Source organism: Thalassotalea hakodatensis (assembly GCF_030295995.1).
Lineage (GTDB): Bacteria > Pseudomonadota > Gammaproteobacteria > Enterobacterales > Alteromonadaceae > Thalassotalea_C > Thalassotalea_C hakodatensis.
This window is the reverse complement of the sequence record NZ_AP027365.1, coordinates 2183950-2203710: the sequence shown is the minus strand read 5'-3', so window position 1 is coordinate 2203710 and position 19761 is coordinate 2183950. Positions and strand designations below refer to the sequence as shown.

The 19761-nt window shown below is 35.3% G+C and carries 21 protein-coding genes, 1 tRNA gene and 1 pseudogene; 10 read left to right on the top strand and 13 right to left on the bottom strand.

Annotated elements, in window-relative coordinates; all coding sequences use genetic code 11:
• Positions 1-4: 4 nt before the first annotated feature.
• Positions 5-337 carry a LysR substrate-binding domain-containing protein gene (locus QUE72_RS09645; protein ID WP_286272966.1) on the bottom strand — a complete coding sequence of 111 codons (333 nt, stop codon included), beginning with the start codon at positions 335-337 and terminating at the stop codon, positions 5-7.
• A gap of 11 nt (positions 338-348) precedes the next feature.
• Here QUE72_RS09645 and QUE72_RS09640 point away from each other — a divergent pair.
• Positions 349-681: pseudogene (locus tag QUE72_RS09640) on the top strand (putative sulfate exporter family transporter); the annotation flags it as partial.
• 125 nt (positions 682-806) lie between these two features.
• Here the strand turns inward: QUE72_RS09640 and QUE72_RS09635 are convergent.
• The 3 genes from QUE72_RS09635 to QUE72_RS09625 form a co-directional block, all read right to left on the bottom strand.
• Positions 807-883: transfer RNA gene (locus tag QUE72_RS09635), tRNA-Pro, on the bottom strand.
• A 74-nt stretch (positions 884-957) separates the two neighbouring features.
• A complete protein-coding gene (locus QUE72_RS09630; protein WP_074498935.1) occupies positions 958-2643 on the bottom strand; it encodes a DUF3413 domain-containing protein in 1686 nt (561 codons plus the stop codon).
• A gap of 42 nt (positions 2644-2685) precedes the next feature.
• Positions 2686-2901 (bottom strand): YejL family protein, encoded by a 216-nt coding sequence (locus QUE72_RS09625; protein WP_074498936.1) that lies wholly within the window; start codon positions 2899-2901, stop codon positions 2686-2688.
• 74 nt (positions 2902-2975) lie between these two features.
• Between QUE72_RS09625 and yejK the strand changes: the two genes are divergently transcribed.
• Genes yejK through QUE72_RS09600 form a run of 5 tightly spaced genes read left to right on the top strand, consistent with a single transcriptional unit; the run spans position 2976 to position 7639 of the window.
• Positions 2976-4040: a nucleoid-associated protein YejK gene (gene yejK, locus QUE72_RS09620; protein ID WP_286268693.1), complete on the top strand. Its 1065-nt coding sequence runs from the start codon at positions 2976-2978 to the stop codon at positions 4038-4040.
• Between the two features lie 39 nt (positions 4041-4079).
• Positions 4080-5114, top strand: a complete 1035-nt coding sequence (gene pyrC / locus QUE72_RS09615; protein WP_286268691.1) for a dihydroorotase — start codon at positions 4080-4082, stop codon at positions 5112-5114.
• Between the two features lie 7 nt (positions 5115-5121).
• A complete protein-coding gene (locus QUE72_RS09610) occupies positions 5122-6003 on the top strand; it encodes a 6-carboxytetrahydropterin synthase (protein WP_286268689.1) in 882 nt (293 codons plus the stop codon).
• Positions 5996-6826 carry a M23 family metallopeptidase gene (locus tag QUE72_RS09605; RefSeq protein ID WP_286268688.1) on the top strand — a complete coding sequence of 277 codons (831 nt, stop codon included), beginning with the start codon at positions 5996-5998 and terminating at the stop codon, positions 6824-6826. The genes QUE72_RS09610 and QUE72_RS09605 overlap by 8 nt, the downstream gene beginning before the upstream one ends.
• Before the next feature lie 27 nt (positions 6827-6853).
• Positions 6854-7639, top strand: a complete 786-nt coding sequence (locus QUE72_RS09600) for a substrate-binding periplasmic protein (protein WP_286268687.1) — start codon at positions 6854-6856, stop codon at positions 7637-7639.
• Here QUE72_RS09600 and QUE72_RS09595 read toward each other — a convergent pair.
• The 3 genes from QUE72_RS09595 to QUE72_RS09585 all read right to left on the bottom strand — a co-directional run bounded on the left by QUE72_RS09595 (position 7628) and on the right by QUE72_RS09585 (position 10007).
• Positions 7628-8524, bottom strand: coding sequence for a tyrosine-type recombinase/integrase (locus QUE72_RS09595; RefSeq protein WP_074498942.1), 897 nt, complete (start codon positions 8522-8524; stop codon positions 7628-7630). The genes QUE72_RS09600 and QUE72_RS09595 overlap by 12 nt on opposite strands.
• Before the next feature lie 490 nt (positions 8525-9014).
• A complete protein-coding gene (locus tag QUE72_RS09590; RefSeq protein ID WP_286268685.1) occupies positions 9015-9548 on the bottom strand; it encodes an excalibur calcium-binding domain-containing protein in 534 nt (177 codons plus the stop codon).
• Between the two features lie 48 nt (positions 9549-9596).
• Positions 9597-10007 carry a helix-turn-helix domain-containing protein gene (locus QUE72_RS09585; RefSeq protein ID WP_074498944.1) on the bottom strand — a complete coding sequence of 137 codons (411 nt, stop codon included), beginning with the start codon at positions 10005-10007 and terminating at the stop codon, positions 9597-9599.
• A 124-nt stretch (positions 10008-10131) separates the two neighbouring features.
• Here QUE72_RS09585 and QUE72_RS09580 point away from each other — a divergent pair, with 124 nt between their 5' ends.
• Positions 10132-10635 carry a DUF2938 domain-containing protein gene (locus QUE72_RS09580; RefSeq protein WP_286268683.1) on the top strand — a complete coding sequence of 168 codons (504 nt, stop codon included), beginning with the start codon at positions 10132-10134 and terminating at the stop codon, positions 10633-10635.
• 131 nt (positions 10636-10766) lie between these two features.
• Here the strand turns inward: QUE72_RS09580 and nhaD are convergent, their stop codons facing one another.
• A complete protein-coding gene (nhaD, locus tag QUE72_RS09575) occupies positions 10767-12185 on the bottom strand; it encodes a sodium:proton antiporter NhaD (RefSeq protein WP_074498946.1) in 1419 nt (472 codons plus the stop codon).
• A gap of 289 nt (positions 12186-12474) precedes the next feature.
• On the opposite strand from nhaD, the gene QUE72_RS09570 reads away from it, so the two are divergent.
• Entirely contained in the window at positions 12475-12861 is a 387-nt protein-coding gene (locus QUE72_RS09570) for a response regulator (protein ID WP_074498947.1), read from the top strand.
• 4 nt (positions 12862-12865) lie between these two features.
• Here the strand turns inward: QUE72_RS09570 and QUE72_RS09565 are convergent, their stop codons facing one another.
• From QUE72_RS09565 to QUE72_RS09550, 4 genes are all read right to left on the bottom strand, one after another.
• On the bottom strand, positions 12866-14080 hold the full coding sequence (locus tag QUE72_RS09565) for an EAL and HDOD domain-containing protein (RefSeq protein ID WP_074498948.1): 1215 nt from the start codon (positions 14078-14080) through the stop codon (positions 12866-12868).
• Positions 14081-14177: 97 nt separating this feature from the next.
• Positions 14178-15419, bottom strand: coding sequence for an alkaline phosphatase family protein (locus QUE72_RS09560; RefSeq protein ID WP_286268681.1), 1242 nt, complete (start codon positions 15417-15419; stop codon positions 14178-14180).
• Positions 15420-15485: 66 nt separating this feature from the next.
• On the bottom strand, positions 15486-16043 hold the full coding sequence (locus QUE72_RS09555) for a phosphoribosyltransferase (RefSeq protein WP_286268679.1): 558 nt from the start codon (positions 16041-16043) through the stop codon (positions 15486-15488).
• A 111-nt stretch (positions 16044-16154) separates the two neighbouring features.
• A complete protein-coding gene (locus QUE72_RS09550; protein WP_286268678.1) occupies positions 16155-17336 on the bottom strand; it encodes a tetratricopeptide repeat protein in 1182 nt (393 codons plus the stop codon).
• 543 nt (positions 17337-17879) lie between these two features.
• Between QUE72_RS09550 and QUE72_RS09545 the strand changes: the two genes are divergently transcribed.
• Complete coding sequence (locus tag QUE72_RS09545; RefSeq protein ID WP_074498951.1) at positions 17880-18287, top strand: type II toxin-antitoxin system HicB family antitoxin; 408 nt, start codon at positions 17880-17882, stop codon at positions 18285-18287.
• Positions 18288-18306: 19 nt separating this feature from the next.
• Positions 18307-19026 (top strand): dipeptidase PepE, encoded by a 720-nt coding sequence (pepE, locus tag QUE72_RS09540; RefSeq protein ID WP_074498952.1) that lies wholly within the window; start codon positions 18307-18309, stop codon positions 19024-19026.
• A gap of 68 nt (positions 19027-19094) precedes the next feature.
• On the opposite strand, the gene bioD is transcribed toward pepE, so the two are convergent.
• Positions 19095-19760 carry a dethiobiotin synthase gene (gene bioD, locus QUE72_RS09535; RefSeq protein ID WP_286268677.1) on the bottom strand — a complete coding sequence of 222 codons (666 nt, stop codon included), beginning with the start codon at positions 19758-19760 and terminating at the stop codon, positions 19095-19097.
• Between the last annotated feature and the right edge of the window lies 1 nt (position 19761).

The window sequence follows — 19761 nt, the reverse complement described above, 5'->3', positions numbered from 1 at the left end:
GTGTTCAAACAGTAAATAAGATTGCTTCAAACACATTAGCGGCATGGGAACTAGCTCTTTCTTTATATTTTAATTGGTATAAAGATCTTGATGTTTTCTCATTATTTAGCGGTTCTAGACGTTTAAATTTACCAAGCTGCACTAACTCTTCAGTTACAACATTTGGTAATAGGGCAACGCCTAAACCTTGTGCAACTGCTCTCGCAATGGCTTCATTGCTGCCTAGTTGCATTCTATTTATAATTTTAATATTTTTTTGTTCCAATAGCTGTTTTGAAATTTCTAGCGTACCTGAACCAGGCTCCCGTAAAAGCCAATGCTGATTGCTTAACCAGATTTTTATATTGACCGTTTTTATTCTTTTTATCCATTTGGCTCAACAAAAATAATACAAATGGGCATGAATCTCACATTGAGTTTCCTTGGTTTGCATTATTTTTTATTTTAGCAAGTGGTGTTCATTCAACTTCATGGATATCTTATGAAGTTTCTCAAAGCATTGCTTGGTTAGATAATATTTTATTAACTATTGCGATGGTCGCTTTAGGTTTACGTACCCACATAAGTGCGATACGTAACGCGGGGATCAAGCCATTGTTACTAGCTTTTTGTTTATTTTTGTTTCTCTGTATTGGTGGTTACGTGATTAATTTAGGGTTAATGAAGTTGTTTTGGCTATAATTTTTCAGCAGCGTAGTATTAAAATGCCGTGATGTTGTTATAGATAACTAAAGAAGCAATATTATAATTAATCCGTTTGAAACGATAAGCAATGAGTGTAAATTATAATATTTTTCAGATGAAAATGGTCGGGATAGCAGGACTTGAACCTGCGACCTCACGTCCCCCAGACGCACGCGCTACCAGACTGCGCTATATCCCGATAGCGCAGTATAATAGCGCTTTATATTTTTAATGCAATCAATAATATTGCTTTACAAACTAATTGGTTTTTTATTAATCACTCGAGCCATCTTTTTTATCTGATGTTTGACTGTATTGTTTGATAAAGTGAACACCATCAATCATTAACGGAAAGTCTCTATTGACCATAATGGGGGATTCAAGTTGACGAGAGTAACTTTGAAAATTACCGTTCTGATCAACTAAAACTGATTTATCTTTGCTAAATACCATGATGCCATTATCAACCGTATTGGCAATAATACGACTTTGATATAACGTTGTGATGTCTTTACCAACACTATGATTAATTCCTCTAAGAGGGCAGTTCAGCCAAGTAGTTAATATGGTTGGAACTAAATCAAAATGACTGGTTAAACGATTTGGTGCTTTAGCTTCACTTTTTGGGTTAATAAAGAGCGCGGGTTTAATATTTAAACCATTTTCAATTCGGTTATTACCAATGCCACTGATCCAAATAGTATCTTTTTCTTGTTTACTTCGTTGTGCAAGTAATAAAGCATCAACAAATAATTCAAACTGATACTGATCATTTTCTGCAAAGTAATAAATATGTAGTGCTTGTTTATTGGAAGATAGCTTTTTTCCGACAACAAAGTTTGAAATATTTTCAAAATAATTTACATGATCAAAAAGTCCTTGATATTCCAATAGACTTTCATCTTCTTTACTAGAGAATACGGTAAGGTTAGTGGTAAGATTTTTAGCCGCTAAAACTTGGAAAAGCACCGGTGGCTTTTGTTCTGCAATAATCGGTTTTTTATAAATGGTAGGTAGGCTATAAAGCAAATTAAACCAAGAGTTTTTTGGTAACGCGTTATCTATGTGTTTAACGAGCGGTAAGGCATTTTCACTAGCTCTTCGAGAAAATTGTGCAATTTGACGTTGAGATATATCGCTATTCGTCAATACTAAAATAGCGCTGTTTCTAGGGGAGAATTCAGTTTCACAAGCCTGCGTTATAATAGGGTATTTAGGTGTTTGTTTGCCAAATGATAACGGACTAGTACGTCTTGCCATATAATCGTTTTTATCAAACATTCCGTATTTAGTGAGTAACGTTTTTGCCGTAGCAGGGTACGATAATGGTAGTACCGTGTCTTGTCTTAACACGTCATATTCAAGGTTTGCATCTGCCCAGATATGAGTGATATGGCTAAAAAAGAAAGACGCTACTAAACCAAACACAACAAATTTTGCGTATGTATTTTTTTGTAATTGTCTTAAGTGTTTCCAGGCATAGTTACTCACCACTAATTCAAAGGTAAAAATAGCAAAAAATAATAATAAGCTAATAAACCAAAAAGCACGGCTATTTTGGCTGATTTGTGTTTGAATTAATGAGATTATTTGGTCGCTAGACGAAGCGTTTAAATGATAACCTAGTCGTGCATAAATAAAGGCATCAAGTAATAATAATAAAAGCCCAAAGGTAAACACAATTGATGCAGTAGCCCGAATGAAGCGTGTTTTAGGAATAATTAACGTTAATGGGAATATCAACAATACAAAACCAATGAAGGTTAAAAATCCCATATGGCTTAACCAAGTTGTGATTAAATACACTTTACCTAATAGCGTTTCAGGTATTGATTCGGTAAACAAATAAAACGTTGATAGTAAAATTGCCGCCAGAATATTGAAAAAAGTAAACCAATGACTCCAACTAACTAGAGGCATTAACCGTTTACTGTATGTTGATGATTTATTTGAAACCATTAAACTTTGTTACTCTTATTCGTGTTTATTGTTAAGGTGTATTTATTTGTTAATCGATTTTTTTAACGCGTTAGTAAAATTATCAACCATCGCTTGCTGTTGAGCTTCTTTTATATCATGCTCAATGATGCTGGTAACAACATTACCCAAACACATTAAGGCGAGATCAGCGGTTACTTTTTCGTCAACTAATACATTTTGTAGGTCTTGAATAATTTTTTCTACACGTTCGTTCGAATACTTAGATACAATAGGCATAATAATATTTAAAAATCTTTAATAATTGCGTTAAGTTTATCAAAAGCTTACTCAATATCATACTGACAATACTTATGAGTTTAATAATTTCTAACATAGCACTTCATTATATTACTAGAACTGGCGAAAACAGTGATGTTCAGGTAACGTTCGGCCCCGATCAGGTTGAGATCACACCTCGCATTGAAAATTTCGTTGATTCATTACATAACATATACAACGGAAAGGGCAGTAAAGCATATGGCCATTTCTCTAATGAGCCAACACCTTCTGATCACAAAAACTTTATTGAATTGATCACTGATTATCTTGATGAGTCAGAACCTTTCAATGATTTCAGTAAAAAATCAACAGCACTATTGAAGCTTGAACTAGAAAAGTACGACATAGAAGAAAATGGCTACTTGGTTTTTTGCCATTATGAATATATGGGCGGCAGATATTTGTTAGTAGCAGTTATTCCCGTATCAGAGCATTATTCTGTTGATGGTGACCTTACCATCTCGGCCAATAAACATTTAGATACTTCTAAACTACAGCTTGCTGCACGCATTGATTTATTTGATTTTCAGCAAAACGCTGAGGGTAATCGTTATATTTCGTTTATTAAAGGCCGAGCAGGTCGAAAGATTTCTGATTTTTTTCTTGATTTTTTATGCTGTCAAGAAGGTTTAGATGCGAAAGAGCAAACACAAACGTTAGTAAAAGCGGTGGAAGATTTTGTATCGGTGAATCAACTAGATGCAAATGAAAAACAAGATACTCGCAAGGAACTTTTATCGTATTGCAAAGATCAAAAAGCTTCTGCTCAAGATGTTTCTATTAAAGAGCTTGGTAATATGATATCTAAAGAAGGTGCCGAGCAAGACTTTTACTCTTTTTGCCAAGAAAATGACTATCCATTAGAAGAGTCATTTCCGCATGAGCAAGCTATTGTAAATAAAGTGACTAAATATTCAGGATACGGTGCAGGCATCAGTATCAGTTTCGAGCGCAGTCATTTTGGGCAAGATGTTGTGTATAATGCTGTTAACGATAGTTTAACCATTTATAAAATACCGCCTAATTTAAAAGAACAGTTACTTAAGCTGTTGCAAGATGAAGATAGAGCGGCGCAAACTAGCCAACCTTTCGAATAAACGCGTTGGCAATATATAGAACACAAGTAAAGGATATTCATGAATACATTAACGATTACTCGACCTGACGATTGGCATGTGCATTTACGTGATGGTGAGTTTTTAAGTACTACTGTAGCTGATATTAGCCGCTACTTTGGCCGTGCTATTGTGATGCCAAACTTAGTACCACCAATCACTAATAAAGAGATGGCCGAGGCTTATTACCAACGTATTATGGCGAACAATCCGTCATCAACATTTAAACCGTTAATGGTGTTATATCTTACTGATAATACAACAGCGCAAGATATCAAAGCAGCTAAAGAAAGTGGCATTGTGTATGCTGCAAAGCTTTATCCGGCAGGGGCTACAACAAACTCATCTTCAGGTGTAACCAATGTTGATAACATTGCCAGCGTTATTGCAGAGATGGAATCGCTTGATATGCCATTATTAATTCATGGCGAAGTAACCAGCGCAGATATTGATATTTTTGACCGTGAAGCCGTTTTTATTGACACCATTTTGAAACCATTAGTGGCTAAGCATCCTAACTTAAAAGTAGTACTTGAACACATTACTACTAAGAATGCGGTAGACTTTGTAAATAGTGCAAGTGAAAATGTTGCAGCTACCATTACAGCCCATCATTTATTATATAACCGCAATCATATGTTGGTTGGTGGTATAAGGCCGCATTATTTCTGTTTACCTATTCTTAAACGCAATATTCATCAGCAAGCATTAATTGCTGCAGCAACAAGTGGTAGCAATAAATTTTTCTTAGGAACAGATTCGGCGCCACATCCCAAAGGTGCTAAAGAATCAGCCTGCGGTTGTGCTGGTTCTTATACCGCTCATGCGGCTATCGAGTTATACGCTGAAGTGTTCGAACAAGAAAGCGCCTTAGATAAATTAGAAGGGTTTGCGAGTTTAAATGGCCCACGTTTTTATAATTTGCCTGTAAACTCAGACACCATTACCCTTGAAAAGTCAGCTTGGTCAGTTCCTGAAACGATGGCACTTGGTGACGATATAGTTGTTCCAATCAGAGCTGGTGAAGATATTCATTGGCGTGTTTTAGATAAATAGGTAAGTAATGCAATTATTTGTCAAAGATTTAACCGTTATTGATTTTTCCTATTGTTGCTCAGAACGAGGAATAGTAGGAGAGAGTTGGATTGTTGATGTACTGCTTGATGGTTCGTTAAACGATATGAAAATGGTGCTTGATTTTGCAGTAGTTAAAAAGCAGATCAAAGCGATTATTGATGATGCAGTCGATCATAAATTGTTGATCCCAGAGCAATGTTCATCGGTACAAGTGTCAGAATCTACCTTTCATAAGGATCATGAATTTATAGATTTATCTGCGAGCCGTGCACAATATTACTTGCAATCACCTGCATGCGCTTTTGCAAAGTTGCCGGCAAGTGAAATCACTATTTCCTCTGTCACTGATTATCTTACCACTATTATTTTAGCGCAATTACCTAATAATGTGGCTGGCTTAGAGTTAACGTTACGACCAGAAAAAATAGACAGTGATTTTTATCATTATACTCATGGCCTTAAATTGCATGATGGAAATTGTCAGCGAATTGCGCATGGTCACCGTTCAAAAATTGAATTGTTTCACAACGACAATCGTTCTACTGACTTAGAGCATTTTTGGTGTCATCGTTGGCAAGACATTTATATTGCCTCAGAAGATGATCGGGTATCAAAACAACATATTCAACTGTCTGAAAATGCACATTTAAAGTTATTAGATAGTCATCAATACTTTGCTTATCAAGCCCCACAAGGTCGATTTGATATTGCCGTTGAAACAAAGGTTCTTGAAGTTGTTGATTGTGACTCTACCGTGGAATTATTAGCTGATTACATTGCACGTCAATTGAAACTGCAACAGCCTCAAGATAATTTTACTGTAATTGCGTATGAGGGTGTTGGAAAAGGAGCCATTGCACATGCTTAACTACAGAAACTACGTTAGTTTGGCAGCAGGATTTCTACTATCTACATCGATAGCCATTTCTGCTTCTGCTCAGGAAGTAGTACTTAAAGGCGTTATCAAGCAGGGCGGTTTAATTATTGGCAAAACCATACCTAACAGTAAAGTCAGCTTAAATGGTGAACCACTTTTATTGTCTGATAACGGTGATTTTGTTTTCGGCTTTTCACGTGATGAAACAAAAACTAAAAAACTTGTGGTAGAAAAGCCAGATGGCACAGTTTACACAAAAATGTTAACACCTAAAAAGCAGCAATATAATATTCAACGGGTTGAAGGGATCGCAAAAAAAATAATGAATCCCGATCCGAACAACGTTAAACGGGCAAAAAAAGACGCTGAACAAGTTTACTTGGCTCGCAATAAAACCAGCCACCGATTAGACTTTACCCAAGGCTTTATTGCGCCTGCAACTGGCACAATCACAGGTGTTTATGGTAGCCAACGTTTTTATAATGGTAAACCTGGTAGACCACATTATGGTTTAGATTACGCTGGACCAACAGGAACACCTGTGATAGCACCTGCGTCAGGCATTGTGACTTTATATGTTCCTGATATGTTCTATTCAGGTGGTACGATGATCATCGATCACGGGCACGGCGTTACTTCAACCTTTTTACATTTAAGTGATAGTTATGTAAAAGAAGGGGATACGGTTAACAAAGGTGACAAAGTGGCGGCTATTGGTGCCACAGGGCGTGCCACAGGGCCGCACCTTGATTGGCGTATTAATTGGAAACATGTCAAACTTGACCCCACTTTAGCACTAAAAGCATTTGAATAATTCAATCTAATATAGGGAAGTGTTGTTGTGAATATTAAAATTTTTATTGCTATAACAGCAACTCTTTTATGCTTATCAAATGCATCTGCAAACACCAAATCAACCCTTGCGGTTGGTTGGGAGCTTTGGTATCCGTACCAATATCATAATAATCAACATGAATTAGTTGGCTTAGATATTGATATATTTAATAAAATTGTTAAAAAAGCCGGATACAATATTAATTACACTGAGTTACCGTGGAAGCGCCATTTACAATATATAAAAATGGGGAAAATGGACATTGCCATGGGCGCTTCGCTATCGAAAGACAGAACTGAATACGCATACTTCACCAAGCCTTATAGAAAAGAACAAGTTAAATTGTATGTAAGAAAAGGGACACGCCAAAACATTATTCTTAACTCTTTAGCTGATTTATCAAAAAGTAATTACATGATCGGTGTTGAAGGTGGTTATTATTACGGTAAATTGTATAAAAAACTGATCTTACAAGCTGAGTTCAGAGCACATATTAGTGAAGTAATTGACTTAGAAGAAAACGTAAAACAAACATTAAAAGGGCATTTAGATGGTTTTCTAGTTGATCCTGTGACCATGCGAGCCTTTGTTGAAAAATATAAGCTATTCAATGAGTTTGAAGAACACTCAGTAGAAATATATCAAGATGAAATTTATTTGATGTTAAGTAAATCTACGATGAATGAAGATGATTTAGCTCGATTTAATGATGCAATTAAGAGTTTACAACAATCAGGCGAGTTGTTTGAAATCAACCAACAATGGACAAGTTTACAAGCATCAAAAAGGTAGGGCTTTCGCCGCTTTATTTTTCGCAATATCTGCCCGTTTATCATAGTTTTTAGTGGTTTCAACAGAAGAATGGCCCATTAAATCTTGTACAACGAACACGTCTTCTCCATTTTCAAGTAATTTCGTTGCATACGTTCTGCGTAAATCATGCGGTGTTAAACGTTTTAAACCAGCTTCTTGATAACGTCTGATAATAATGTCGTAAATAGTTTGTCCGGATATCGGCGCATTAATGAGTTTATTTCCTTTGCGCGCTCTAAGAAATAAAGGACCTGGCTCAGTACCACGTTCTAATAACCACACATCTAAAATTTCTAAAATACGGTTATGTAAGGCATTAACACGTTCTTTATTTCCTTTACCTAATACCCGCAAGGTAGCTTCTGTTAAGTTTAAATCACTGAGCAATAGATTTGCCGCTTCATGGCGACGTAATCCAGCACCGTAAACTAACGCCACAACCGCAGCGTCGCGCATAGCAATTACACCATCTTGCATCATGCAGTAATCAATCAACTGATTAAGTTCATCTAGCGATAATGCGCGTCCTTTAACACTACGAGAGCCACGAACACGTCTGATTTCTTTGATGTGTTGATAGGTTTCTACATCTATTTCTTTTTTCCGCCAGGCTTCTTTAGCAACACCTTTAAGTGCAGATAAATACACGTTTATTGTTGCTGGAGATTTTCCTTGTGATGAAAGCTCAGAAAGAAAATAAAGAATATGCTCATAATGTAAAAAAGACCAATCAACATGTTGATGCGATTTCTTTTTTTGTAATTTAAAAGCAACAACATTTAACAATGACGCCATAGTCACACGGCTTTGTTCTGATTGTAGTGACATCAGATAAACTTCTGATGCGGATTTATTTGCAAACATTTAAAACCTACAAACGTGATGCGTTATTAACAAACTTATTTTATGTAAATAAAATAATGTGATTGAATATAAACAACATTAACGAACCCGATCACCAAAATAGGTTTTGAAGTATAAACCTATTAAATACAATGGTGATTGTACGTAAAAAAATAAGAGTTATTGGCTATCATAACAGCTAAATTTCACGTAGCGTAACGTATAAAACAATATATTTATGCTGAGAGTATCGGTTTTCATTGGGCTGTAGTGAAAAATACCTAGATATAAATGATAAGTAATCACAAAGCACAATGAATAAATTTGCACTCAACACAGGCTATAAAGCTAATGTAACACGATTTATCGTTTAAATAATAGATAATCTTTTAAAATCGTGATTTTAATAAGTAATAAATCACAACATTTCTGAAGGCTTTCTTTTGGAAGCTTGGTTGAAGTTTAATTTACTTTATGTAGGCTTAATAAATTCAAGATCAAATATCATTGATTAAAACCTTGAATCATTTTCACAAGGTATTCCGTCATTATCACCATCCATCTTTGTATTAGGACAATGTCTGGTAAAGAACTCAGCTTCTTCTCTAGATGTCATTTGACTACAATGCTGTCGTCCATCACAGGTAAAGTGCTGGGTTGGAGCAATGTTTGCTGGTATTGGCGTTGCTTTAAATTGTGATTGCGGTGTTTGATTACTTTGCCCTAAATCAAGGCGCTGAATGATAAATGCAGCGATTGCGATAATGACAGCAGCATAGATAACTTTATTGCCTGAACGAGTTTTATACGTTTTTGAAACTTTAAAGGGTGAATTTGCTTTTACGCCTTCAATACGAGCATTAGTCGCTCGAGCCTTCCCTTTATGTTGCTCAACATTAAAATGAATGAAGTCACCTTGCTTAGGCTTTCTACTCATATGTTTGAGTGCAGAGATATGTATGAAAGTATCTTGGTTTAATTGAGCAGAGTTTATAAAGCCAAAGCCTTTGGCATTGTCCCACTTAGTTAACTGACCTCGGTACATCACAATCCTTGTTTGTAATAATTGAGAAAAATATCAGGAGAAGTAAAGTTATACAGTATTGGTTTTTAATCGTCTAGTTGAAGTACGTAGTAACTTATTAAACCTTTCGCATTCGAAATGGTTTTCTTCAGGGCAAACCGCGGCATGTCGTAAGCCATCTCTCATTGATGTTAGTTGTATTATTTTTTGATCAATTTCATCTGCTTTTTGTTGTAGTTTTCTTCTATCTACTACAATTTTTCCTTTAGGTTCAAACATATTATTGATTTCATTGAGTGATAACCCTGCGAGTCTACCTAAGGAAATAAAAGATAGCTGGGTTAACACTGCGGGATCGTATTGTCGCCTAAGACCATGTCTTCCTATGGGGTTAATTAAGCCTTTTTCTTCATAATACCTTAATGTTGATGCCGGTATTCCTGACAACCTAACAACTTCTCCAATGTCTAAAATACTCATTATTTCCTCTTGACTTAAAGTTAACTTGAAGTGGCATGATAGTTTATCAAATGAAAATAAACAGACAAATGCTTATTTATTTGGCTGATTAATATTAAACAATATATCGCAAAGAGGTTAACAAATGATTGAATGGATAATTAACAGCGTGCTTATTGGTATTGGAGCTACCATAGTACTTGATTTATGGTCTTTATTTATAGAGAAGCTATTTAACGTGCCACCTCTTAACTGGCGCATGGTCGGTAGATGGGTAGGATTAATGAGTGACGGGAAGTTTTATCATCAAAATATATCACAGAGTAAAGCGGTTAATAATGAGCTACTTATTGGGTGGGTGACACATTATATAATTGGTGTAATATTTGCCGGTGCTTTTTTATTGATAGTTAATGAAAGCGTTACCCTCACTTCAGTTTCGTTTTTGTCGAGTGTTATCTTTGGAATGGTCACTGTCGTTTTCCCCTTTTGTATCATGCAGCCTTGTATGGGGCTTGGCTTTGTGGCATCAAAAGCCCCTAAGCCAAATATTGCACGCATACGAAGTTTGATAAATCATATGGTTTTTGGTGTTGGATTATACGTAGCTACCCTCACCTATATTACTGTTAATCAATCACTAACTTGAAAGTTATTGAGCAAGAGCGAGTTGCTCTCTGTGTTTTAAATTTTTGTTCAGCTTAGCCGCGGGTTAGGTCGAGGCATGAAGAGATATAAAGAAAAGGTAACAGGTTTACATTCCTGTTACCTATTTTAGTGCTAACCGTTAATTAAGAAGTGTACGTAGATACTGGCAACATAACCTAATGCTATTGCCCAACTCCATTTTAAATGACCAACAAATGAATATTTTCCTTTTGTTTGCCCCATTAACGCAACACCTGACGCTGAACCAACAGATAATAAACTTCCACCCACTCCTGCGGTCATTGTCACTAATAACCATTGCTGTATGTCCATTACCGGTTGCATACTTAATACGGCAAAAACTACGGGAATGTTATCAACAATGGCAGATAAAACGCCTACGGCTATATTTGCGTACGTCGGGCTCCAATTTGTGTATAGTAGTTCGGAGACTAAAGATAAATAGCCCATAAAACCTAGGCCTCCAACACACATCACAACACCATAAAAGAATAATAAGGTGTCCCATTCAGCTCTTGCTACTTTATCGAAAATATCAAATGGCACAATATTTCCTAAACGTTTTAGTGCCTTTTCATCTTTATTTATTTGTGCTTTAGTGCGTTTTTTATCTAAAGAGCGAGGTAAACTTTTTCGTAAATAAAAGCCAAGAAATTTTAAGTACCCTAACCCTAACATCATACCTAAAACGGGTGGCATCTGAATTAAGCTATGGCATAAAACCGCTGTGATAATCGTTAACACGAATAGTGCCACTATGCGCTTAGCGCCACGTTTTAATTGAAACTCATTATCAAATATTGGCGTAGATTTATGATTAGAAATGAAAAAGCTCATAATCAATGCTGGAATAAGAAAATTGACCAAAGAAGGTATTAATAAAACAAAGAATTGTTGAAACTGTAATAAACCTGCTTGCCAAATCATTAACGTTGTAATATCACCAAAGGGGCTAAACACCCCACCCGCATTTGAAGCTACCACAATATTAATACACGCAATATTAATAAACTTTAGGTTGTTTGGGGCGACTTTTAATACAATAGCGCACATCAACATGGCCGTTGTAAGATTATTAGCGAATGAAGAAATGGCGAATGCTAATATGCCTGTGGTCCAAAACAAGCTTCGTAAACTGAGCCCTTTTGATACCATCCAGATACGTAAACTTTCAAAAATACCACGTTCTTCCATGGCATTGATGTAGGTCATTGCAACTAATAAGAATAATAAAAGTTGCGCGTACTCTAGTAAATTATGATTGAATGCTTCTTCCGCTTGTTTGGCGATACCGTGTTGCGTATAAATATAACCAATCATTAACCAGATAATACCAGCAGCAACCAAGACAGGTTTAGATTTCCTTAAATGAATAAACTCTTCTCCAATGACTAATAAATAAGCAATTGAAAATATCACTATGGCAGTAATGCCAAAAACCGAACCTGTTAAATCAACGGTGCCAGCACCCGATGCATAACTAGGAAAAGAGAATAAAATACTGAAAAATACAAAGAGTAACTTAGTCAAAATAAAGTCCTTGCTTGTTTTTTATTACAATAATTAGCGGAAAGAGTTGCGGCATGATTTTAGAGTAATTTATCTAATAAAGCATCAAGTAAAATAATTAAATGACAAAGTTCAATAGGCCTTAACAAATTATTAGAAAAAGCAGTGTTTAATTTATGTTGATAAGATTAAGTTTCTGCTATCAAACCATGATGGTATATTTGTAAAATTAAATAATATAAATATTGACTTAACAGGTACACGTTGACTATTTTTAAAGAGAGGAGTTTATCAATTAAGGGATATGATAATGTTTAACGTATTAGTCGTTGACGATTCATCTATCGATATTATGTTACTGGAAGATATTGTTAAAACGTCTTTACCCTTTAGCCAAAATATTGATACTTACACTGATAGTTTACTTGCACTCGATGCTTTTCATAAAAATAATTATCAGTTGGTGATCACAGATATTGAAATGCCTTTATTAGATGGTTTTGAGTTTATAGAAAAAATTAAGCCCACCACGAAAGGTAATGTTATTGCAGTTTCTGGCTGCGAGGCTCCTGAAAATCCAAATGAGTCAATTTTAGATGCTGCTAACTGTTATGGTGCTGACTATGCCGTATCTAAAAAGAACTTATATGCTAATTTAAGTGCGCTGCTTACTAAGTTATATCATAAGCAGCATTAGCGCATTAAATTACACCTAACTCTTCACACCAAAGGCTTGCCTCCACAAATTTATTATGGATAAAATCAGCTTCTAATCCATATGCCTTTATCAAGTCTGATATGTTTTCACCATTGCCTGTAATATAGTTTGTTGTTAACACTAATAGCTCACCGAGTAAGCCGTCATGATCAACTAACGCTTTGGTAATAGGGTCTGCTAATGGCATTGTTTTGACAATTTCATCCATTGGCATACTTAAAATAACTTCTATTGCACTTAATAAACCTGTGATGAATGCAAAATCACTTATTTCTTTAAAGGCACTTTCTTTAGCAAGAGATGTCATTAACTTAGCGGTAATTAACGCTTGTTTTGATGCTTCATCGGTTTTATCTGTCGTCAATTTTGACAGCGCAAGTATCGTAACAAATTGTTTAAGTTTCTCTTCACCTAAATATGCCGTTGCTTGTTTTAATGAAGTAATTTCAACACGGGTACTTGTTGCGACATTATTTACCATTTTTAATAAGCCCACACTAAGGTTTACATCATGGCTGATAATTTTTGCAATTTTTCCGTAATCTAGTGGGGTATTGAACGTTTCGCTGATCAAATGCAGCATTTGCGCTTTTATTGGGGCTAGGGTTTGCCCTTCTATAATTTCAGGTTCGTGATAAAAATAGCCTTGATAAAAGTTAAAGCCTACTTCGGTTAACGATTGTAATTGAAATTTAGTTTCTACTTTTTCAGCAGTAAGCTTTATATCGTAATTTTTTAATCGTTTCACAATCGGTTGTAAGCACTTTGGATTATGCTTTTCGATGTCGACTTTTATCATCGATAAATAGGGAAATAAGGCATCCCAGCGATCATCTAAATCATATTCCGTGAGTGCAATTTTATAACCTTTCTCACAATAATATTTAACGATCTTTAACAGTCTATCAGTTGGTGATGTATGCCCTACTAGTTCAATTACAATTGAGTTTTTGTCAAACATCAACGGATATTTGTTAATTAAACACTTCTCTGTAAAGTTGATAAATGCCAATTTTCCAAGTGCAATCGCTTTTATGTCACCCTGTAAATGGTTTTGAATAATAAGCTTAGAACTTGCAACGTCTTGATCAATTTCTGGAAATTTATTGTCAGGGCTATCTCTAAACAAAAGTTCATAACCGATGGTATTAGAATTTCGATCTAAGATCGCTTGTCGAGCAATATAGGTACTATACATCTATTTATATATACTATTATCAGATTAAAATTACATCACCTATTCTAACCTTAAAAAGATAATATTAACAATCGAATAAAATGTACGTAACACTAATTTAAGGGGTGCGTTTAAAAAATGCTCGTATCACCTCTGAATGTTCAATATTTTGTAAAGATAACAATGAAGCAACTAAATGAAAAACATGTTTATTTTCTAACTTATCTATTTGGTGTCCTTGCTTAAATTGCGGCCCCAAAGCAATCATCATCGCATTTAAATCTTCGTTTTTTATAGGGTCGTACCCGTGAGTAGCAAAAGGTGTATGTTTTCCTTCTTTTACAAATATAGCAGGTGGAATTGCTTCAATAATCATATCAGGGGCTGTGTGTGTTCTTAGGTTTAACTGCCAATGCTTAGGAAAATCTGTAGCTAAATAGGTACGAAAATACTGTCGATTTTTATGTTTAGTTAATCGATTTCGTAGCCTTGTTAGTGCGACTTGGTTATCGTTATAAATATATAGTTGTGTTTGACCATTCACGACTATAGTGCCGGTTGGTGGAGTAAGTAAGTTATCAACGTTAAGCTTTTTACCATGCTTTACATCGATCATGCCGTGATCTGATACAATGATTATATTAGGTGTTAACGATGTACTTTGCTGTACTTTATTTACAAAGTCCTCAAGTAGCTTATCTACCTTACGAATTGCATTTTTAGTTTGTTCAGCCTTTGTTCCATGTGAGTGGCCAATGTCATCAATGGTTGAAATATAACTAATCAGTAACTGTGGACGCTCTGGTTCTGGTAACTGCAGCCAAGAGACAAGTTGAGCTAAACGTACTTCGTTAGGGGTATTATGTTGATACGCTTTAACATACGAAGGCAATATATTGTCTACTTTCGTTTCTGACTCAGGCCAAAAATACACGGCTGTTTTAATACCTTGCTGTTCAGCGATTGTCCATATTGGTTTCGCCGTTAACCAGGCACTGTTGTGTTTTCCGCTTCCTAACGTATAGTTTGTATTAAAACCTCGGTGATAAAAGCTATTATGTACAATACCATGTTCAGCTGGCGGCTTACCTGTCACCATCGTAAGATGATTTGGAAATGTTTTTGAAGGGTAAACGGGAATTAATGCATCGGTAAATACCCCTTTCTTTGCCATCGAAAGTAAATAAGGGGGTTGATATGTTGTTAAGTATTTACCCGCAAAACCATCGAGTGAAATGAGAATAACAGGGTTTTTGTTATTTACGCAATGTGCAAACGATGAAAAAGATACGACAAATAATAAAAAGGTAAGTTTAAACATAAAGTAATAAAAAAGCACAGTGTTATCACTATGCTTCATTAGTATTAGTGATTAGAGCGTATGATATGTATAACACAAATAATTCAACGCGCTCTAATGAATTTATTATGAAAATAATGACTTAATATTACGAAGGTCTGATTTTCCTTCAATGATTTCTTCAGGTGTTAAACCAGAAATTTCATGCGGAAATACCAACCATTCAGATGATTCGTGAACAAAGTAGTTGGGTTCAAAACCTACTTTATTATTTTCAGGTTTAAACCAAGGACAAGCAACTCTAACATCTGTAGGCATGTTATTGCGCATTTGCAGCTTTAGCTGTTTAATTAACGCATCTATGCTTCTACCTGAATCAAAAACGTCATCAACAATAAGTAAACTATCATCAGTATTGGCATTTTCTATTATGTAATGCAAACCATGCACTTTTATTTCTTTACTTTGCTGATTAATACCATAATAAGACGAAGTACGAACTGCAATATGATCTGTTTCTACATTTTTATAATCAAAATATTCTTGTACTGCGATACCAATTGGTGCCCCACCACGCCAAATACCAACGATATAATCGGGCTTAAATCCATCTTCAAAGACTTGATGGGCAACACGAAAAGAGTCTTCTAAAAGCTCTTGTGCTGAAATAAAGCGTTTTTGCATGTGTGCTCTCTTAACTATTTTTAATGTGAATATTATAAACAAAAATAGAAAGTTATTTAACTAGTTGGTCAACATTTTATTGGTATTATTTCCCCTAGCATTTTGTGAAGGTTATTCATTATGTTGTGTTATCACATTTAGCTTCGCAATATATTGATTTTCTGTTGACGGATATCGATTATAAGAAATCGCTTTTTTAATCGCATTTTCAGCTTTATCCGTTTCTTTTAGAGCAAAATATACTCTTGCAAGGCCGAAGTAAAACTCATGCCCTTTTTTTTCCAACCGTATTGCTTTTTTAAACAATCTTTTTGCTAATTGATACTCTCCGCGATATAACGCTTCATCGGCTAACATTGCATGATAAAATGGATTTTTATGCCGTTTTTCGTGAAGCATTTGCTTAATAGCTTCTACTCTTTTATTTTCTCCTTGGTGTGATAATACGATTGTTAAGTTTTCATATGCAGTTAAGTTATCATTATCTAAAGCAATTGCGGTGTTATAGCTTTTTTTTGCTAAATCGTATTGTTTAGTTAGCTTATATAAAACACCTAAATTACCCCAAGAAGAAGAGAATGCAGGGTTTGCAATAATCGCACTCTTAAAATAAGCATATGCTTTATCATAATTTTGTTGAACTAAGGCACCAGCGCCTTTATTGTTGTAAAACATTGCTAACATGTCTTGCTTGGTGATTGTTTTTTTAGGAAAAGAACGGCGATATACTTCGGGGTCAAAATCAATTTGCATTAATTCATCACCGTAAACAACAGCCACGTTAGAAGCACGCTTCTCACTAACTGATAAATTAACATGACCAGTTAGCATATTATGCTCACCATTTCGTACCCAGTACTCTGGCACTTTGATACTTTGAAATTTAACATTTAACCCCGCTTCAGTTGCTAATGCATATGCCATTATTGTCAGTGACATACAGTTAGCAGTTTGACTATGATAGGCTTGAGAAGCCGTTAAGTTAGCGTTATTTTGATAGGCAAGGTTGATATCTTCTTTTGAGAAAATATGTTTTAAGAGTTTTCTCGCTTTTCGTAAATAATTTTTTTCTGGAATTAATCTTTTTTCGACGAAATCTTCCATTTGCGCATCTAATGCAAACACTTCATCGAGCGATTCAATATTATGCTTTTTATATCCTGGGAATGCCTCGTCATTAAGTAATTGCTGGTAATTATTAGGAGCCGGCTTTCTAACTGTTTGGAAATTGCTGCAACCAATTAAGCACACCAATAAACTACCGATCAATACGTTTATCTTAATAGAAAACATAAATCCTCCAAATACTCTTAGCAGATTAAAGCAAGCGTTATTGACCTTGGTATTTATGCCGTTACTTAATACAAAAAAGTCATCTCGCTAAGTTAACTATAATATAAGACCATGCATTTCGTATAAAAATCACACAGCATTTAGAAGTTTTTACACTTTAATGACTAGCGGTAGTTATTGAGGGATAAGCGGTTATGTTATTCCTGTTGTTAACGAAAGCTCTTTATTTTTTGCAATTTAATATCTTAAAAAATTATCGTCACAGTACTTATTAATAACTCTAATAACTATTGAATGTTCTTATTTATCAACAATGATGGTTTCTCCCTTACGGATATTTTTCTCTCCATACATAGAAAGTTAAAACGTATGTAAATACTCACACCTTACTCCAAAAGAGTTGTTGGAGTTACATCCATCCATACCAATGGGGTTATTGGGGTTCCGTATATTTATTTTCAAGAGTTATCAGGGTCATCAGAAGGTTGACAATCAAGAGTTGTCAGGGTTATCATTAATTTTCTTTTTTAAAAGGATTAAGTGATGAATTATCCCGTAAAAATTCAGTACAGAACTGATGAAAATAACTGGTTATTAACCATTCCTGATATACAAGGTTGTACAGTAGAGGGGAAATCAATTAGCGACACGCTTAAACAAGCAGATCACGCAATCGCTGATCATTTAGCTATTTTGGCTGAGTATGGTGAAAAAATTCCTACTGCGAGTGATATTGAAAATTTTATATCTACATCCCCAATGGCAAATATTGTGTGGGCGGTAATTGATGTTGATATCGTGCCTTACTTAGGTAAAAGTCATAAAATAAATGTCACCTTGCCAGAATTACTGATTAAACAAATTGATGATCGGGTCAGTAAATCAGAGCAGTACAAAACACGCTCGGGATTTATTGCAACAGCTTGCATGACCGAACTTACCAACAAATAGATGAATAAAAGAGAGATTGATGAAAAACAGAGATTTATTATTACTCAGTAGTTCAAAGGTTGGAAATACGCCCTATTTGAGTCATGCATTGCAATGTATAGAACAACACCTAACGCAATCCAGTAACATCATTTTTATTCCTTATGCTGGTATTGGTATGAGTTACGATGAATACACAGAGAAGGTAAACCTTGCCCTACGTCCGATTAATAAATCAGTGACAGGTTTGCATACGTTTACTGATCAAAAAGAAGCGATTAAAAGTGCTGATGCTATCATTGTTGGCGGCGGTAATACTTTCTCACTGCTTAAGAAACTGTATGAAAGTGAACTTATTGAGGGGATAAAAACAGCAGTAAACGCACTTGGGGTGAAATATATTGGCTGGAGCGCTGGAGCCAATATTTCAGGGTTAAGCATAAAAACAACCAATGATATGCCCATTGAACAACCCTTTAGCTTCGAGGCATTAGCGCTAGTGAATTGCCAACTTAATCCACATTATAGTGAATATAAACCGCCGGGCTTTAATGGCGAAACACGAGAACAAAGGTTAGCGGAATTTATGATAGTCGAGCCAGAAACACTAGTAATTGGGCTTGTAGAAGGTTCTGCGTTACAGATAAATGGAGAAACTTATCAATATCTTACGGCTGATAACATTGACGAACCTATGTACTTATTTAAAGGAGGCATTAAACGTGCTGTATTAACTGCACCTGATAATTTAGATATTTAAAAATAACGACAGGTTAATAAAGGCGTACGGCAATGTGTGTTGTGTGTAACATTGCCGCATAACGTATATTAAATTGTTGAAAGATCAAGTAATTCAGAAACACTTTCAATATTAGGTTTATTATCAACAACACCAAGCAAAGGCATTGAAAAATATGAAAAAAGCTCATTAAGATTTTCATTAAGATATGCCATATCTTGTTGTACATTGGCTACCCAGCCTACACAGACTAAACCATCGTTCTTTATTGCTTCATATGTCAATATCGCGTGGTTTAAACAGCCAAGTTTCATATTTACCACAAGAATGACCTGTTGATCAGTTTGCTGTACAAATTCGGATAAAAACTTACCATTACCAAGTGGTAACCGCCAGCCACCAGCACCTTCTGTTATTGTCACTTCTGCATTAGTCTGACACATTTTTTTATGTGCCTGGGTGATCTCCTCTAATGAAATTGCGACTTGATTATTCTGAGCTGCGATGTGCGGTGCAATGGGCTCTGCAAATGCTATTGGGTTCACTTGCTCTATGGTTTGCTCACAATTGCTATAAGCCAACAAGTTTGCAGCATCTGCATTAATTAATTTGCCATCAACGAATTCACAGCCTGCGGATATTGGCTTAAAAACTTGTACTTTCTTGCCTTGTTTCACCAGCTTATTGACTATTGCACAGCCAATATGGGTTTTCCCGGCATCAGTATCTGTTGCTGTGATAAAATAATTTTTCATT

Coding starts and splice junctions, on each gene's coding strand:
- QUE72_RS09630 (WP_074498935.1), bottom strand. CDS start 2,643: ATGGTTTCAAATAAATCATCAACATACAGTAAACGGTTAATGCCTCTA.
- QUE72_RS09625 (WP_074498936.1), bottom strand. CDS start 2,901: ATGCCTATTGTATCTAAGTATTCGAACGAACGTGTAGAAAAAATTATT.
- yejK (WP_286268693.1), top strand. CDS start 2,976: ATGAGTTTAATAATTTCTAACATAGCACTTCATTATATTACTAGAACT.
- pyrC (WP_286268691.1), top strand. CDS start 4,080: ATGAATACATTAACGATTACTCGACCTGACGATTGGCATGTGCATTTA.
- QUE72_RS09610 (WP_286268689.1), top strand. CDS start 5,122: ATGCAATTATTTGTCAAAGATTTAACCGTTATTGATTTTTCCTATTGT.
- QUE72_RS09605 (WP_286268688.1), top strand. CDS start 5,996: ATGCTTAACTACAGAAACTACGTTAGTTTGGCAGCAGGATTTCTACTA.
- QUE72_RS09595 (WP_074498942.1), bottom strand. CDS start 8,524: ATGTTTGCAAATAAATCCGCATCAGAAGTTTATCTGATGTCACTACAA.
- QUE72_RS09590 (WP_286268685.1), bottom strand. CDS start 9,548: ATGTACCGAGGTCAGTTAACTAAGTGGGACAATGCCAAAGGCTTTGGC.
- QUE72_RS09585 (WP_074498944.1), bottom strand. CDS start 10,007: ATGAGTATTTTAGACATTGGAGAAGTTGTTAGGTTGTCAGGAATACCG.
- QUE72_RS09580 (WP_286268683.1), top strand. CDS start 10,132: ATGATTGAATGGATAATTAACAGCGTGCTTATTGGTATTGGAGCTACC.
- QUE72_RS09570 (WP_074498947.1), top strand. CDS start 12,475: ATGTTTAACGTATTAGTCGTTGACGATTCATCTATCGATATTATGTTA.
- QUE72_RS09565 (WP_074498948.1), bottom strand. CDS start 14,080: ATGTATAGTACCTATATTGCTCGACAAGCGATCTTAGATCGAAATTCT.
- QUE72_RS09560 (WP_286268681.1), bottom strand. CDS start 15,419: ATGAAGCATAGTGATAACACTGTGCTTTTTTATTACTTTATGTTTAAA.
- QUE72_RS09555 (WP_286268679.1), bottom strand. CDS start 16,043: ATGCAAAAACGCTTTATTTCAGCACAAGAGCTTTTAGAAGACTCTTTT.
- QUE72_RS09550 (WP_286268678.1), bottom strand. CDS start 17,336: ATGTTTTCTATTAAGATAAACGTATTGATCGGTAGTTTATTGGTGTGC.
- QUE72_RS09545 (WP_074498951.1), top strand. CDS start 17,880: ATGAATTATCCCGTAAAAATTCAGTACAGAACTGATGAAAATAACTGG.
- pepE (WP_074498952.1), top strand. CDS start 18,307: ATGAAAAACAGAGATTTATTATTACTCAGTAGTTCAAAGGTTGGAAAT.
- bioD (WP_286268677.1), bottom strand. CDS start 19,760: ATGAAAAATTATTTTATCACAGCAACAGATACTGATGCCGGGAAAACC.